The organism is Mesorhizobium sp. M1273 (assembly GCF_040318195.1).
Taxonomy (GTDB): domain Bacteria; phylum Pseudomonadota; class Alphaproteobacteria; order Rhizobiales; family Rhizobiaceae; genus Mesorhizobium.
Map to the genome: position 1 here is coordinate 170,956 of NZ_JAMYLV010000005.1, position 14,426 is coordinate 185,381.

General features: G+C 61.6%; 15 protein-coding genes and 1 tRNA gene. 10 read left to right on the forward strand and 6 right to left on the reverse strand.

Going from position 1 to position 14,426, the window contains the following annotated elements:
• Positions 1–106: 106 nt before the first annotated feature.
• Positions 107–1,117: a type I glyceraldehyde-3-phosphate dehydrogenase gene (gene gap / locus NKH30_RS08255; RefSeq protein WP_023678507.1), complete on the reverse strand. Its 1,011-nt coding sequence runs from the start codon at positions 1,115–1,117 to the stop codon at positions 107–109.
• A gap of 158 nt (positions 1,118–1,275) precedes the next feature.
• Positions 1,276–3,267, reverse strand: coding sequence for a transketolase (gene tkt, locus NKH30_RS08260; RefSeq protein WP_352994835.1), 1,992 nt, complete (start codon positions 3,265–3,267; stop codon positions 1,276–1,278).
• 260 nt (positions 3,268–3,527) lie between these two features.
• Here tkt and NKH30_RS08265 point away from each other — a divergent pair, with 260 nt between their 5' ends.
• From NKH30_RS08265 to NKH30_RS08280, 4 genes are all read left to right on the forward strand, one after another.
• Positions 3,528–3,800, forward strand: a complete 273-nt coding sequence (locus tag NKH30_RS08265; protein ID WP_006200774.1) for a DUF4164 domain-containing protein — start codon at positions 3,528–3,530, stop codon at positions 3,798–3,800.
• Between the two features lie 4 nt (positions 3,801–3,804).
• Positions 3,805–4,170, forward strand: a complete 366-nt coding sequence (locus tag NKH30_RS08270; protein WP_254816554.1) for a cell division protein ZapA — start codon at positions 3,805–3,807, stop codon at positions 4,168–4,170.
• Positions 4,171–4,345: 175 nt separating this feature from the next.
• Positions 4,346–5,005, forward strand: coding sequence for a peroxiredoxin (locus tag NKH30_RS08275; RefSeq protein WP_023678511.1), 660 nt, complete (start codon positions 4,346–4,348; stop codon positions 5,003–5,005).
• Between the two features lie 150 nt (positions 5,006–5,155).
• Positions 5,156–6,028 (forward strand): MBL fold metallo-hydrolase, encoded by an 873-nt coding sequence (locus NKH30_RS08280; protein ID WP_352471144.1) that lies wholly within the window; start codon positions 5,156–5,158, stop codon positions 6,026–6,028.
• Positions 6,029–6,210: 182 nt separating this feature from the next.
• Here NKH30_RS08280 and NKH30_RS08285 read toward each other — a convergent pair whose 3' ends face one another.
• From NKH30_RS08285 to NKH30_RS08295, 3 genes are all read right to left on the reverse strand, one after another.
• A complete protein-coding gene (locus tag NKH30_RS08285) occupies positions 6,211–6,720 on the reverse strand; it encodes a hypothetical protein (RefSeq protein WP_352918444.1) in 510 nt (169 codons plus the stop codon).
• Between the two features lie 448 nt (positions 6,721–7,168).
• A complete protein-coding gene (gene rpoH, locus NKH30_RS08290; RefSeq protein ID WP_023678514.1) occupies positions 7,169–8,080 on the reverse strand; it encodes an RNA polymerase sigma factor RpoH in 912 nt (303 codons plus the stop codon).
• 187 nt (positions 8,081–8,267) lie between these two features.
• The gene (locus NKH30_RS08295) at positions 8,268–9,308 is read right to left on the reverse strand and encodes an RluA family pseudouridine synthase (protein WP_352471142.1); all 1,041 of its coding nucleotides are present in this window, start codon (positions 9,306–9,308) and stop codon (positions 8,268–8,270) included.
• 26 nt (positions 9,309–9,334) lie between these two features.
• Here NKH30_RS08295 and NKH30_RS08300 point away from each other — a divergent pair, with 26 nt between their 5' ends.
• The 3 genes from NKH30_RS08300 (at position 9,335) to NKH30_RS08310 (ending at position 10,287) form a co-directional block, all read left to right on the forward strand.
• Complete coding sequence (locus NKH30_RS08300) at positions 9,335–9,718, forward strand: fimbrial protein (protein ID WP_352540246.1); 384 nt, start codon at positions 9,335–9,337, stop codon at positions 9,716–9,718.
• Positions 9,715–10,122, forward strand: coding sequence for a VOC family protein (locus tag NKH30_RS08305; protein ID WP_352994838.1), 408 nt, complete (start codon positions 9,715–9,717; stop codon positions 10,120–10,122). Before NKH30_RS08300 ends, NKH30_RS08305 begins: the two co-directional genes overlap by 4 nt.
• A gap of 90 nt (positions 10,123–10,212) precedes the next feature.
• Positions 10,213–10,287: transfer RNA gene (locus tag NKH30_RS08310), tRNA-Glu, on the forward strand.
• 511 nt (positions 10,288–10,798) lie between these two features.
• Here the strand turns inward: NKH30_RS08310 and NKH30_RS08315 are convergent.
• Entirely contained in the window at positions 10,799–11,866 is a 1,068-nt protein-coding gene (locus NKH30_RS08315) for an adenylate/guanylate cyclase domain-containing protein (protein WP_352703759.1), read from the reverse strand.
• A 115-nt stretch (positions 11,867–11,981) separates the two neighbouring features.
• Between NKH30_RS08315 and NKH30_RS08320 the strand changes: the two genes are divergently transcribed.
• From NKH30_RS08320 to NKH30_RS08330, 3 genes are all read left to right on the forward strand, one after another.
• Positions 11,982–12,422, forward strand: coding sequence for an SRPBCC family protein (locus tag NKH30_RS08320; protein ID WP_352994841.1), 441 nt, complete (start codon positions 11,982–11,984; stop codon positions 12,420–12,422).
• Between the two features lie 405 nt (positions 12,423–12,827).
• Positions 12,828–13,409, forward strand: a complete 582-nt coding sequence (locus NKH30_RS08325; RefSeq protein WP_352994844.1) for a VOC family protein — start codon at positions 12,828–12,830, stop codon at positions 13,407–13,409.
• Between the two features lie 27 nt (positions 13,410–13,436).
• On the forward strand, positions 13,437–14,303 hold the full coding sequence (locus NKH30_RS08330) for a glutathione S-transferase family protein (protein ID WP_352771909.1): 867 nt from the start codon (positions 13,437–13,439) through the stop codon (positions 14,301–14,303).
• Positions 14,304–14,426: the final 123 nt, after the last annotated feature.

Genomic DNA, 14,426 nt, shown 5'->3' on the forward strand with positions numbered 1-14,426 from the left:
AGTTTTGGCACCCCCGAGCAGCGGAGCGTGCCTCGGCGGTTCGTGCTGCAATGAAAAACGCCCGGACTGAGCCGGGCGTCTCCAAGTCGAGAAGCTGGCTCTGCGATCAGGCGATGGTCTTGCCGAAGGCGACGGCGGTATCGCCCATGCGGTTGGAAAAGCCCCACTCATTGTCGTACCACGACAGCACCGAAACGAAGTTGCCGTCCATGACCTTGGTCTGGTCGAGCGCAACGATCGAGGAATGCGGATCATGGTTGAAGTCGATCGAAACATTGGGGTGACGGGTAACGGCGAGGATGCCCTTCAGCTTGCCGTTCGAGGCGGCGATCACCGCGTCATTGATCTCCTGGACGGTGGTCGGCCGTTTGGCGATAAACTTGAAATCGACGAGCGAGACGTTCGGGGTCGGCACGCGGATGGAGATGCCGTCGAGCTTGCCCTTGAGTTCGGGCAGTACCAGGCCAATGGCCTTGGCAGCACCGGTCGAGGTCGGAATCTGCGACAGCGCGGCGGCGCGGGCGCGGTAGAGGTCCTTGTGCATGGTGTCCAGCGTCGGCTGGTCGCCGGTGTAGGAATGGATCGTCGTCATCATGCCCTTCTCGATGCCGACCGCCTCATTCAGCACGGCCGCCAGCGGCGCCAGGCAGTTGGTGGTGCAGGAGGCGTTCGAGATGACGATGTGGTCCTTGGTCAGCTTGTCGTGATTGATGCCATAGACGACGGTGAGATCGGCGCCCTCTGCCGGAGCGGAGACGAGAACGCGCTTGGCACCGGCGGTCAGATGGGCGACGGCCTTGTCGCGGGCGGTGAAGATGCCGGTGCATTCGAGCGCGATGTCGATGCCAAGCTCCTTCCAGGGCAGTTGCGTCGGATCCTTGATCGCGGTGACCTTGAATTTTTCCTTGCCGACGATGATCTGGTCGCCGTCAACCGTCACCTCATGCGGAAAGCGGCCATGCACGCTGTCGAAGCGCAGCAGATGCGCGTTGGTCTCGACCGGGCCGAGATCGTTGACCGCGACGACGTCGATATCCTTGCGGCCGGATTCATGGATGGCGCGCAGGATGTTGCGGCCGATGCGGCCGAATCCGTTGATGGCAACTCTGACGGTCATTGTTCTCTCCCTGGGAGTTGGAGGCCGAAGATCAAGTCCGCAGCTTCATAACGGCGGACGGGCAAAGAATCCAGCCGCCGAGGCGTGGATTTAAATCGATTAGTGCTCCACCGCCCGGCAAAACCGCTATGCCAGCCTTTGCCGGGCGAGGCTCACTTTCATTTGCCATGCAGACGGGCTTCCGCCGCCTTCACCGTTGCCTCGGCTGTGATGCCGAAATGCGGGTAGAGCTGTTCGATGGTGCCGGAGGCGCCGAAGCCGGTCATGCCGACAAAGATGCCGTCGGTGCCGATGAAGTGATCCCAGCCCTGACGGATGCCGGCTTCGATGGCAATCTTGAGCGGCGCATTGCCGATCGTCCTGCTGCGATAGTCGGCGCTCTGCTTGTCGAACAATTCGAAACACGGCACCGAGACGACGCGGGTCGCGTGGCCGTGCTTTTCCAAGGCCTCGCGGGCGGCCAGCGCGATCTCGACCTCGGAGCCCGACGCGAAGATCGTCACCGCCGCCTCGCCACTGGCGGCGGCAAGTTCATAGGCGCCGCGGCTGGAGAGGTTTTCCGCAACGAAGTCGTTGCGTACCGTCGGCAGGTTCTGCCGGGTCAGCGCCAATGTCGAAGGCGTCTTTTCCGACTCAATGGCCAACTGCCAGCATTCCGCGGTTTCCACCGCATCGGCGGGGCGGAAGACATTGTGGTTCGGAATGGCGCGAAGTGCTGCCAGATGCTCGACCGGCTGATGGGTCGGGCCGTCTTCGCCAAGGCCGATGGAATCATGGGTCATGACGAAGATCGAGCGGATGCCCATCAGCGAAGCAAGCCGCATCGCCGGACGGGCATAGTCGGAAAAGCACATGAAAGTGCCGCCATAGGCGATAATGCCGCCATGCAATGTCAGCCCGTTGAGCGCGGCCGCCATGCCGTGCTCGCGAACGCCGTAATGAACGTAGCGCTGGCCGTAATCGTCGGCGGTGATGTTCTTGGTCTGGCTGGTCTTGGTGTTGTTGGAGCCGGTCAAATCGGCCGAGCCGCCGATGGTTTCGGGCACGGCGCCGTTGATGACCTCCAGCGCCATTTCCGATGACTTACGGGTGGCGACCTTCGGCTTGTCGGCGGCGAGCTTCTTCTTGTAATCGCCAATGACGGCGTCGAAGTTGGCCGGCAGCGTGCCACTGATGCGGCGTTCGAACTCGCTGCGCAATTTGGCATCAGCCTTGGCAAGGCGGCTTTCCCAGTCGGTGCGCGCCTTGACGCCTGTCCGCCCGGCGGTACGCCATGCGTCGAGGATATCGGCCGGAACCTCGAAGGGCGGATAATCCCAGCCGAAGAATTTTCTGGCGCCAGCGATTTCCTCGGCGCCGAGCGGCGAGCCATGCGCCTTGTTGGTGCCGGCCTTGGTCGGCGCGCCGAAGCCGATGGTCGTCTTGCAGGCGATCATCGTCGGCTTGTCGGAGTGGCGGGCCGCTTCGATGGCATAGGCGATCGCTTCCGGGTCCTGGCCGTCGATATGGCTGGCATTCCAGCCGGACGCCTGGAAGCGGGCGACCTGATCGGTGTTATCGGCGAGCGACACCGGGCCATCGATCGAGATGTTGTTGTTGTCCCAGAAGACGATCAGCTTGTTCAGTTTCAGATGCCCGGCAAGCGCGATGGCTTCCTGGGATACGCCTTCCATCAGGCAGCCGTCGCCGGCCAGCACATAGGTGTAGTGGTCGACGAGATCTTTGCCGAAAGCGGCATTCATGATGCGCTCGCCGAGCGCGAAGCCGACCGAATTGGCAAGGCCCTGGCTGAGTGGGCCGGTCGTCGTCTCAATGCCCGCGGCATGGCCGTATTCCGGGTGGCCTGCCGTCCTCGACCCCAATTGGCGGAACTGCTTGATCTGGTCGATGGTGATGTCTTCGTAGCCGGTCAGATAGAGCAGCGAGTAAAGCAGCATCGATCCGTGGCCGGCCGACAGGATAAAGCGGTCGCGGTCCGGCCAATGCGGGTTTTTCGGATCGTATTTGAGAAAGCGGGTGAACAGCACCGTGGCGATGTCGGCGCAGCCCATGGGCAGTCCGGGGTGGCCGGAATTTGCCTTCTCGACGGCGTCCATGGCGAGAAAACGGATCGCATTGGCCATCCGGTCATGTTGTTCGCGCGAGGTCATGCTTCCTCCAAAATGGGGGTTTGGGCCTTGGGAAAGCCCTTGAAAAGGGTGCGCGACACATAGCAGGCGCGGCCTTTTAGTCAACAAATCGGTGTGCTTTTGCCGGTCTTGTGATGGCCGTGCGCGACTTACATTAGCGTTAGCAGGGGACAGTCGCGACAGCTTTATTGACGTGCGGTTCACACGACGCGTAATGTTTCAGGGATAACGCGTTCTGAACGTGGATGATTCGGTGATGGGCAGGGCGCAGGACGAAAGCCATGACCGGGGAAACGACCCTCAAGGAAGTCATTGCCAGGCTGGGTAAGGCCATCGAAGGGCTGGAAAACGCCGTCGCGGCCAAGCTTGAGCATGAGCGGGACTATTCGGAAGCCGAGGCCGAAGTGCAGCGGATGAACGCCGACCGCTCGCGGCTGGCGCAGGAGCTCGACAATTCCGAGGCCCGCGCCGAACGGCTGGAAGATGCCAACAAGGAAGTGTCGCGAAGGCTGGTGACAGCTATGGAAACCATCCGCGCGGTACTGGACAGGTAGGCCAATGGCACAAGTCACGGTTTCCATCGACGGCAAGCAGTATCGGATGGCCTGCGACGAGGGCCAGGAAGAGCATCTGATCGATCTTGCCGAGCGCTTCGACCGCTATGTCTCGCATCTGAAGGATTCTTTTGGCGAGATCGGCGACCAGCGGCTGACCGTGATGGCCGGCATCATGGTCATGGACGAGCTTTCGGAACTGCAGAAGCGGGTCAAGGGCATGGAAAGCGAAGTGCTGACGCTGCGCAAGACGCGCGACGACGCACTGACCAAGGCCGACAAGAACGATTCCGTGCTGACCGGGGCGCTCGGCGCACTGGCCCAGCGCATGGAAGACCTGGCGACGACGCTGGCAGTGAACAAGGCCTGAACCAGCGCAGCGAAAATTCCTGCTGCATTTGCCGAGAAGCAATGAAAATATTTCGCCGCCGGCCTTGATGCCGGCGCAACAGGCGTTTGAAGGATGACGCCGGAGTGATAGAAAGGCAAAAGCAGCGCCGGGCAACGCCGGCTGCGATCTGCACGCACAGGGTAAGGGACACGTCATGAGCCTTCGCATCAACGATATCGCACCGGACTTCACCGCTGAGACCACGCAAGGACCGATCAGCTTCCATGAATGGATCGGCGACGGCTGGGCGGTATTGTTCAGCCATCCGAAGAACTTTACGCCGGTTTGCACGACCGAACTCGGCACAATGGCCGGGCTCGAAGGCGAGTTCAGGAAGCGCAACGTCAAGATCATCGGCATCTCGGTCGATCCCGTCCAAAGCCATGAAAAGTGGCAGAACGACATCAAGACCGCGACCGGTCATTCGGTGAACTACCCGCTGATCGGCGACAAGGATCTCAAGGTCGCCAAGCTTTACGAGATGCTGCCGGCGGGTGCCGGCGAGAGCTCGGAAGGCCGCACGCCCGCCGACAATGCCACGGTGCGTTCGGTTTACGTCATCGGGCCCGACAAGAAGATCAAGCTGGTTCTCACCTACCCGATGACGACGGGCCGCAACTTCGACGAAATCCTGCGCGCCATCGATTCCATGCAGCTGACCGCCAAGCACCAGGTGGCGACGCCGGCGAACTGGAAGCAGGGCGAGGACGTCATCATCACCGCTGCCGTCTCGAATGAGGATGCCATCAAGCGCTTCGGCGCCTATGAGACGATCCTGCCATATCTCAGGAAAACCAAGCAGCCTTCCGCCTGAGCAGGCAGAGGCGGCACAGAGAGTTTTCGGTTTTCCTGGCCGTGTGAGCATGGGGTGCTTGACGATGCCTGGTTGACGGACAACCATGCCTTTAATTTGCCGTGGCAGAGAAAATCCTTCCTGCCGTGGTGAGGGGCGAAGGAGGCTGGATTGGACGCATTATCGGCCAGGTCGCAGGTCACCGGCTTCTATGACAAGCCGAGCGGGTCCGTCCAGTATGTGGTCGCCGACATGGCGACCCGCAAATGCGCCATCATCGATCCGGTGCTCGACTTCGACGAAAGGTCCGGTGCAACGGCAACGAAAAACGCCGACGCCCTGCTCGACTTCGTCAGGGAAAGCGGGCTGGAGGTCGAGTGGATCCTCGACACGCATCCGCATGCGGATCATTTCTCCGCCGCCCATTATCTGAGGGGGAGAACCGGAGCGCCGACGGCAATCGGCGAGAAGGTCATCGACGTCCAGAAATTGTGGAAGGTGATCTACAACTGGCCGGAATTCCCCGCCGACGGTTCGCAATGGGACAGGCTGTTCGCCAACGGCGCAACTTTTTCGGTCGGCGGCATTGCGGCAAGAGTGCTGTTCTCGCCGGGCCACACACTGGCCTCGATCACTTACGTCATTGGCGACGCCGCCTTCATCCACGACACGCTGTTCATGCCGGACAGCGGCACCGCAAGGACAGACTTTCCGGGCGGCAGTGCCGAGCGGCTCTGGCGTTCGATCGAGGACATCCTGGCGCTGCCGGACGAGACACGTCTGTTCGTCGGTCACGACTACCAGCCGGGCGGTCGCGAAGCGCGGTGGGAAAGCACGGTCGCGGAGCAGAAAGCCGGCAACATCCATGTTGCCGGCTGCAAGACGGAAGCCGACTTCGTCGCGCTCCGCCAAGCCCGCGACAGGACGTTGCCGATGCCGCGGCTGATCCTGCACGCGCTGCAGGTCAATATGAATGGCGGACGCCTGCCGGAACCGGAATCCAACGGGCAGCGCTATCTGAAGTTTCCGCTCGATTGCCTGTGAGAGGATGGGTCGCTGGCACTACAATGCCATTCAGACTCGGCGCCGCCCTCATCGTTCTGCGATGGTCATCCAAGCTATTGATCCTGATTCGATTTTTGCGATGTTTGAATCCGATAGGTCTATGCGGGACGACGGTGGCGGCAGCCGGATGAGGAGCAGCGCAGACGCCAGCCAGTCGAGCGTCAGGGTTTTGTTCGGCGGGCTAAATGTTCATACGTGATTTGCCAAGGATCGCTCTCGGAAGATCTTTCCTCGCCGATCCAATGGAAGCTGGTGGCAGTGATCTCGGTGAAACGCCATCGAGTTTGCAGACCGCGCGAGTCATTGCCGAGCTGGACAATGTCCTTACCCTCGGCCCGCCCGATCTGGCGCGAGTGATCCCGGTTGAGCGGGTCGTTCCATATGATATGCCAGCCATCGATCCCAGGGTCGAAGATGCGCAAGGTTGTGCCATACATCGCGGACGGAGCAGGGCGCTTGGGCCTGATCCAAACGTCCTGAATCGCGCGGCCTTCGAGCACCCAGCCAAAATGGCATTCGCCATCCCATTTCTGGATTGTGCCGTCGTCGAGGTAGTGGACCGAGTCCATCTCCCAGCTTCCAATTAGCCATCCATACAGGGCCATGTCTTTCGCTCGATCGGCTGGCGGACCGTCGGATCCGAGGGCGGCCAGAAACGGAGAAATCGTCATCACGACACTGCCTTTCGTTTCCAATAGACGAACTCAACTGCCCGGCGCAGCCCGGCGGACCGTTGTCGCGCCCGCCTGCCGCAAGCGCCGGGTTGTGGAATGCCGCGGTCGGCGCCGCAACATTGCCGCCACAGCTTGCAGCCTTGCGGTTTTCAGGGCTTGGGGAAAATTGCGACAATGCCGCTATCAATGAGATCGTCTGGGGACGCCTGGCAAGGCTACTGAGCAGTTAGGGCGACGGATCGGACATCCGCGAAGGCGCCGCGGAACCGGCAACCCGCTAATGCATGTCGCGCAAAAGTGTGCAGCGGTTTGGCGATAACGACATGCATAAAAACAAGAATCTAAAGCGCGTCGCACAAGGCCGGCCCGAACGCGACGCGCTTTAGAAAAAAAACGGCGGCGCCAGTTACCTGACGCCGCCGTTATTTGTTTCTACCGGAGGGCCTTACGCCGCCGGCTGCGCCTCGATGGTGCGCAGCGCCTGCGTCTGGCGCTTGGCTGCGGCCTTGACCGCGTCCTGCACCTTCTCGAAGGCGCGCACCTCGATCTGGCGCACGCGCTCGCGGCTGATATCGAACTCGGCCGACAACTCTTCAAGCGTCAACGGCTCATCGGCGAGGCGGCGCGCCTCGAAGATGCGGCGTTCGCGGTCGTTGAGCACGGCAAGAGCGCCCGACAGCATGCCGCGCCGGTTTTCCAGCTCGTCCTGCTCGATCAGCATCTCTTCCTGGCTTTCGTGGTCGTCGACCAGCCAGTCCTGCCATTCGCCGGACTCGCCTTCACTGGCCCGGATGGGCGCATTGAGCGAGGCGTCGCCCGACAGGCGGCGGTTCATCGACACGACTTCCGCTTCCGAGACGTTCAGCCGGGTGGCAATCTCGGTGATCTGATCGGGCTTCAAATCGCCTTCGTCGAGCGCCTGGATCTTGCCCTTCACCTTGCGCAGGTTGAAGAACAGGCGCTTCTGGTTGGCGGTGGTGCCCATCTTGACCAGGCTCCACGAGCGCAGGATGTATTCCTGGATCGAGGCCTTGATCCACCACATCGCATAGGTGGCGAGACGGAAGCCGCGCTCCGGTTCGAATTTCTTGACGGCCTGCATCAGGCCGACATTGCCTTCCGAGATCACCTCGCCGATCGGCAGGCCATAGCCGCGATAGCCCATGGCGATCTTGGCGACGAGCCGAAGGTGGCTGGTGACGAGCTTGTGCGCAGCTGTGGTGTCCTCATGCTCGGCATAGCGCTTGGCGAGCATGTACTCTTCCTGCGGCTGAAGCATCGGAAAGCGGCGGATTTCTTCCAGGTAGCGGCTGAGACCGCCTTCGCCGGAAACGATACTGGGTAATGACTGGGCCATGATAGCGCCCCCTCTCTATTGGAGTGATGCCCCCGAAACGCGGCGGGCATGTGGCGCGAATGCCAAAGGCACATTCGCCCCAACCGACATATATAGGAACAAAACCAGAAAGACAGGCATTTGTTCAACACGAAACAGTGTGTCACGTTGAAGTGAACAACGCCGGTCAGGTTTTCAGGTGGTTGGTTCAGAGCTTGCGGAAGCCGTCGACGAGTTCCTCCATGTCCCACGGTATCGGTGCTTCGAACCTCATCGTTAGATGGGTATCGGGATGGCGAAATGCAAGGAGGCGGGCGTGCAAAGCTTGTCGCGGAAACGCCTTTACCTCGCTTCTTAGCGGCTCGGGCAACCGATTGGCCTTGGTGCGGAAAGCCTGGCCGTATTCGGGGTCGCCAATCACCGGATGGCCGATATGGGCCATGTGGACGCGTATCTGGTGAGTGCGACCGGTTTCCAGTCGGCATTCGACCAGGCTCGCCGTGGCGAATTCCTGCTGCTGCTCGCCAAAGCGCTCAACGACGGTGAAATGCGTGACGGCGTGGCGGGCATCGTCGCGGCCTTGCGGCACCACGGCGCGGCGTACCCGGTCGGCGGCGCGGCCGAGCGGCGCGTCGACCGTCCCGGTCGGCCTTGCCGGTATGCCCCAGACCAACGCCAGATAGGCGCGCTCGAGATCGCCGGTCAGGCCGTGGTCGGCAAAGGCCTCCGACAACGCCTTGTGGGCGCGATCGGTCTTGGCGACGACCATGACGCCGCTGGTCTCCTTATCGAGGCGATGGACGATGCCCGGCCGTCTCACCCCGCCGATGCCAGACAGGCTGTCGCCGCAATGATGGATCAGCGCGTTGACCAGCGTGCCGGTCCAGTTGCCGGCGCCGGGATGCACGACCAGCCCGGCCGGCTTGTTGATGACGATCAGCTCGCTGTCCTCATAGAGGACGTCCAACGCAATATCTTCGCCTTGCGGCGCCGCCGGTTCCGGCTCCGGCATATCAACCGACACGCTGTCACCTTGTGCCATCTTGCGCTTCGTTTCGCTGGCTGGCTTGCCGCCGATCCTGACGGCGCCCTGCTTTATCAGCATCTGTACCCGGCTGCGCGACATATCGGGGCCGAGCCTGGCCGCCAGCCATTGGTCGAGCCGCTGGCCGGCCGCATCAGCGCCCGCCTCCAGGACGATCGGTCCGGCCCCTATTAATTGTCTGACCACTTCGTTATGAGCGCTCATCGAAAACAGTTCCGGAATCTGCTGCCATGGCCCGGCCGCTTGCCGACGAAGACGAGGAAAAGCCGCTCGACCCCGAGGTCGAAAAGGTGCGGAGGAAGCTCGTCCGCTTCGTCGCCATCAATCTCGGCCTGCTGTTCCTCGCCCTTATGGTGGTGATCGCGGCACTTGTCTACAAAGCGCGCAACGCGCCGCCTGCCGCCCCTCCGCTAAGCAGCGACATCCAGGTGCCGATCGGCGAGACGGTCAACGGCGACATCGTGCTGCCGGTCGGCGCCAGGGTGATCAGCCAATCGCTGTCCGGCAATCACCTGTCGATCGACGCAGAGCTGCCCGACGGCAGCCGCGCCATCTTCGTCTATGACATCACCGAGCGCCGCATCGTTGGCCATTTTTCGATCAGGAACAAATGACCGGTTTTGCCGAACACCGCAGCATTGCCACGGTCGCGCTTGTCGTCGCAAATTATGACGAGGCGATCTCGTGGTATGTCGACCAGCTGGGTTTTGTCCTCACCGAAGATGTCGATCTCGGCGGCGGCAAACGCTGGGTCACGATCACGCCGCGCAACGGGCAGGGTGCGCGCCTGCTTCTCGCCGAGGCATCCGGCGATGCGCAAAGGCACGCCATCGGCAGCCAGACCGGCGGCCGGGTCTTTTTGTTCCTCGAAACCGACGATTTTGCCCGCGACCATGCGCTGATGCTCGAAAAGGGTGTCGACCTCCGCGAGGCGCCCCGCCACGAGACCTATGGCACGGTGGCGGTTTTCGCCGACCTTTATGGAAATCTCTGGGACCTGATCGAGCCAAAACGCTAGGCTTGCAGCGGATATTTCACCGGCGCGATCGGCAGCCTTAAGCCTAGTTGCTTTTTCCCAGCCGTCAGCCTATATCGCCGGTTCTTGAACGCGCCCATCGTCTAGCGGTCAGGACACCGCCCTCTCACGGCGGGAACAGGGGTTCGATTCCCCTTGGGCGTACCAAGTCTCTCCAAGCTCTCGGCAAACCATCAATCCGATCCATCGCCTTGAGTCGCGGCGGGTTTGGCTCATCGCCGCTTCTGGCGCAGCGGAGCCGATTGCATTAGCATTGCATCGTGGGTCTTGAGGCACAGCGTTAGCGGCGCGCAGAACGTCGCGCTGAGCAGGGCAGTCGATGCCACGCGGGGAGGAGCCAGATACAGAAACTACAATCGCAAGGCGTCCATCACGCTGGTCGGCACTGCCTGGAGCCGACCTGAGCTACAGCTGCCGGCGGCGGATCGTTTTGGCGAGCTCGGCGAAGGCGCCTCTCCCTCGAAGGGTGGATGCCGGGAAGGCCCTTAGCACCGGCCAGCGAAGCTGCGCGCGACGCGCATGGCTGGGCTCTAAACGCGCCATACTTCAGTTGCAGTATCGTAGCTTCTTTGCCGTCGAATTTCTCTCGGTCATGGCTTCGCACGATACCAAGATATGCTGCGAACGACACATCCACGGCGGGGCTCAACCATTCGATCTATTCCGGCAAGCCGAAAAGTGTTTGCGCGCCTGCTATTCCTCCGAGCGGATGACTGCCCATGGCGATCATCCGCTCGGTAGTTTCTGCCTCGAACACTGTCGACGCGAGCACCGTCCGTCCCAACGGCTTGCACAGCCCTTCGATGCGGCTGACAAGATTTACAGCCTTGCCGATCGCGGTGAAGTCCAACCTGCCGGCAGTGCCGATATTCCCCCAGAGTATCTCGCCGACATGCAGGCCAATGCCATATCCGAGCTCAGGGCCGCCATTGCGGCGCCGAGTTTGGTTGAGATGATCTATCCCGGCGCGCGTGGCCTTCACGGCGCGTACCGCCGCGTCACATGCGGCATTTGCATCGCGCTCGCCAATCGGGAAAATCGCGAGGACGCCATCACCTATAAACTTGAGAACCTCACCACCAAATGCGTGCACCGCGCCGGCGACGCAATCGAACCAGGCATCAAGTACCAATACGATCTCGTCTGCATCATGAACCTCGGATAGATCGGTGAAACCTCGAAGGTCCGCGCACAGAAGCGCAGCCCGTATCGTCTCTCCCTTTACTCGACGAGAATGACCGTTGAGCACATGTGCTGCACTGCGCTTTCCCAAATATGCCTCGAGCAATGCGCGTTTCGCGGACCGTTCCGCGAGTGCGGTCATCGGAGCCGCAGCAAACCGGGAGATTTGCCGCAGCAGCTCTGACTGCGCCTCATCCGGAGTATGATCGAACGCCCACACCAAAGTCGGTGCGACACCGCCCGCTCGCTCGTCGAACACGATCGCCCGCGTCGTGCCAAGCCACTCCCGCAGCACGAGCCGGGGATCGGCATTCTGGCGGTCGGCGCCTATCCCCAAAGCCTCGACCACTTCACCCCCAGGCGCTCGCCAGAGCCAGATGCGGCGTGAGATAATCGGGTCGGGAGCATCCTGCGCCAGCGCGCCGGCGATGATCGGCAAGCCGTCTTCAATCAAATGCGTTGAGAGCTGCAATAGAAGTCGCCCACCGTCGCCAATATGCGCGGCGTCGTCCAGAAGGAATGAAAGCGACTTTGCGAGAAGCATGGGTAGAAGGTCACTCGGCACCGGCTTATGCTTACGCCTCGAACATCTTCTTGCAACTCCCCACATTCGCTTCAATCATGCAGGTATTCGATGCGGATGTGACCTGGAGTGAGCGATGGCGGAATCGGTTTACACAGAGATTGAGGTCGCCGCGCCACAAGCGACCGTGTTCGCGCTTTTGACGGATCCGGATCAGATCGTGCGATGGATCGGGACCGAAGCGAATTTGGATGCAACGCCGGGCGGTCTGTTCCTCGTCAATGTCGGTGGTCGCCATATGGCGCGCGGTGAGTTCACCGAGGTGATCCCGGTCCACCGTCTTGCCTACAGTTTTGGCTGGGAAGACAACGAGACCGTGCCGCCCGGCTCCAGTCATGTCGAGATCGACCTGATCGCGAGGGATGCGGGGACACTGATCCGCTTCACGCACAGCGGACTGCCGAACGCAAAGGAGCGTGACAGCCACCGAAGGGGATGGGAGCACTACCTCTCAAGGCTGAAGATCGCTGCCGATGGGGGACATGTCGATCCCGACGTGCCGATGAAGAATATGTGATTTTCATCTAAGGGCCGCGGATGCCCGTAATCCGAACCAGGCGCGGCATGCGTCAACGAGGCCCCTTTGACCTGCCGTCGCCAAACCGGCCGCTCGGGAAACCCAGCGACCTGCGGGCCGCCGTACCATTACAGCTGCCGGCGACGGATCGTTTCAGCGAGCTCGGCGAAGGCGTCCGCGATCCCGGTGCCGCTCTTGGCGCCTGCGTGGAGTTCTTGAAACTCAGCGCTTCTGGCGCAACGCCTCGGATTGAATTAGCATCCGTTCATCAAAGCTCCGGCCGCACTCCTGCAGGATGCGGAATGCGGAGCGCAGGCGAGCGAGGCCGGGCGCGGTCACATGCCGGGCGCCGATCCAAGCGGGACTTCCGTTCGGCGGCAAGACGGCGTGGCCGGGAGGAGTCAGATGCAGAAATTGCAATCGCAGGGCGTTCATCACATCACGCTGGTCGGGGCCGGGCGTCAGACCTCGATCGATTTCTGGGAAGGCGTGCTTGGCATGCCTTTCATCTTCGAGCAGCCCAATCTCGATAAGGCAAGCGAAAGCCATCTCTATTTCGATCCGGGCGACGGCCGGCTGATCACCGTCTTCACCGACGAAAGCCGCACGCCGGTCAAGCGGCGCACGCCGACCGACACGGGCTCCGTCCATCATATCGCTTTCGCGGTGTCGCGCGTCACCTTTCTGCAGGCGGTTGCCCGGCTCGACGAGCGCGCCATCAAGCACAGCGGCGTCAAGGATCGCGGCTTCATGGACTCGATCTATTTCGAGGATCCGCTCGGCCTGCTGATCGAACTCGCCTCCTACCGTTTCGAACCGCCGGCGGGCTTCACCCATGCCGACGTGCTGATGCAGGCGCACAAGATCCGCGTCGCGCGCGGCGACTACAACATCGCCGAAGTGCACCTTGCCGACGCGATCCAGGCGCTTGTCGAGCGCTCGCGCACGACCTTGTCGGAGGATCGCGCACCGAAAAATCCATACTGACGACACGCCGAACAAAGGGAGGATACAATGGCGAAGACAGCAACCAAGAGTGCCACGAAGCCCGCCGCCAAGGCAGCCAGGCCAGGAGCGAAGCCGGCGGCCAAAGCCGCCGCCAAGTCAGCGGCGAAAGTGGCAAAGCCGGCGGCCAAGGTCTCCGCCAAGAAGCTGGCGCCGAAGGCCAAGGCGAAACCGGCGAAAAAGCCCGCGCTCTCGCTCAGCATGCTGAAGCCCAGCGTCAACAATATGAGCGTTCGGGTGTTTGCACGCGCCGCCGGGCTCGACCATTCCGAGACCGACGTATGGGGTCTCACGCGCTCGCCGGAATACATGGCGCGAAACCCGGCCCATCTTACGCCGATGATCGAGGACAAGGGCCTGCCGAGAGGTGTCTTGTGGGAAAGCTGCGCCATTATGCAGTACCTCGCCAACAAGCACGGGCTGGAGAAACTATATCCCAAGGCGCCGGCCAAGCGGGCAATGATCGACAGTGCCATGTTCTACCTGATCGGGACGCTCTACCCCTATGTGGCGCGCGCCACATATCCTGTGCTGAATTTCCCGCAATATGCCGGCGAGGTCGGCCACAGCGACGCTCATCCCGACAAGAAGTCGGAAGCCCAGAAGGCCGCTATAGAAGCGATAGCCGAGCCGCTGGAGGTGTTTCACAGCTTCTTCAGGAACGGCAAGCCGTTCATCGGTGGCAAGAACCCGTCGATCGCCGACATCCGTCTGGCGGCGACGCTCGAATTCCTCGCCGTCATCGACTACGCGCTGCCCCAATGGGCAAAAGACTATATGGCGGCGATCGAGAAGAAGCTCGGCAAGGCCTATGCCGAGCCGGCCGGCGACGTGCGCGGCTATATCGCCTATGTGCGGTCGCAGGCCAACGCCTGAGGCACGTGCAGGCCGGCGATCGTCCGCACGTTCTGCGGGAGCCGGTAGTGATCTGAGGTAATTCTTTCTTACTCTCCCCTGTTTGCACGATGTCGGGAGCTTAAGGTTTCGTTAACCGAAACC

What these genes read in the sequence shown, in the direction of transcription:
- NKH30_RS08285 (WP_352918444.1), bottom strand. Translation starts at nt 6,720, where the DNA reads ATGACGATTTCTCCGTTTCTGGCCGCCCTCGGATCCGACGGTCCGCCA.
- NKH30_RS08295 (WP_352471142.1), bottom strand. Translation starts at nt 9,308, where the DNA reads ATGAGCGCTCATAACGAAGTGGTCAGACAATTAATAGGGGCCGGACCG.
- NKH30_RS08330 (WP_352771909.1), top strand. Translation starts at nt 13,437, where the DNA reads ATGGCGAAGACAGCAACCAAGAGTGCCACGAAGCCCGCCGCCAAGGCA.
- gap (WP_023678507.1), bottom strand. Translation starts at nt 1,117, where the DNA reads ATGACCGTCAGAGTTGCCATCAACGGATTCGGCCGCATCGGCCGCAAC.
- NKH30_RS08305 (WP_352994838.1), top strand. Translation starts at nt 9,715, where the DNA reads ATGACCGGTTTTGCCGAACACCGCAGCATTGCCACGGTCGCGCTTGTC.
- NKH30_RS08300 (WP_352540246.1), top strand. Translation starts at nt 9,335, where the DNA reads ATGGCCCGGCCGCTTGCCGACGAAGACGAGGAAAAGCCGCTCGACCCC.
- NKH30_RS08265 (WP_006200774.1), top strand. Translation starts at nt 3,528, where the DNA reads ATGACCGGGGAAACGACCCTCAAGGAAGTCATTGCCAGGCTGGGTAAG.
- NKH30_RS08320 (WP_352994841.1), top strand. Translation starts at nt 11,982, where the DNA reads ATGGCGGAATCGGTTTACACAGAGATTGAGGTCGCCGCGCCACAAGCG.
- NKH30_RS08270 (WP_254816554.1), top strand. Translation starts at nt 3,805, where the DNA reads ATGGCACAAGTCACGGTTTCCATCGACGGCAAGCAGTATCGGATGGCC.
- NKH30_RS08275 (WP_023678511.1), top strand. Translation starts at nt 4,346, where the DNA reads ATGAGCCTTCGCATCAACGATATCGCACCGGACTTCACCGCTGAGACC.
- tkt (WP_352994835.1), bottom strand. Translation starts at nt 3,267, where the DNA reads ATGACCTCGCGCGAACAACATGACCGGATGGCCAATGCGATCCGTTTT.
- NKH30_RS08325 (WP_352994844.1), top strand. Translation starts at nt 12,828, where the DNA reads ATGCAGAAATTGCAATCGCAGGGCGTTCATCACATCACGCTGGTCGGG.
- NKH30_RS08315 (WP_352703759.1), bottom strand. Translation starts at nt 11,866, where the DNA reads ATGCTTCTCGCAAAGTCGCTTTCATTCCTTCTGGACGACGCCGCGCAT.
- rpoH (WP_023678514.1), bottom strand. Translation starts at nt 8,080, where the DNA reads ATGGCCCAGTCATTACCCAGTATCGTTTCCGGCGAAGGCGGTCTCAGC.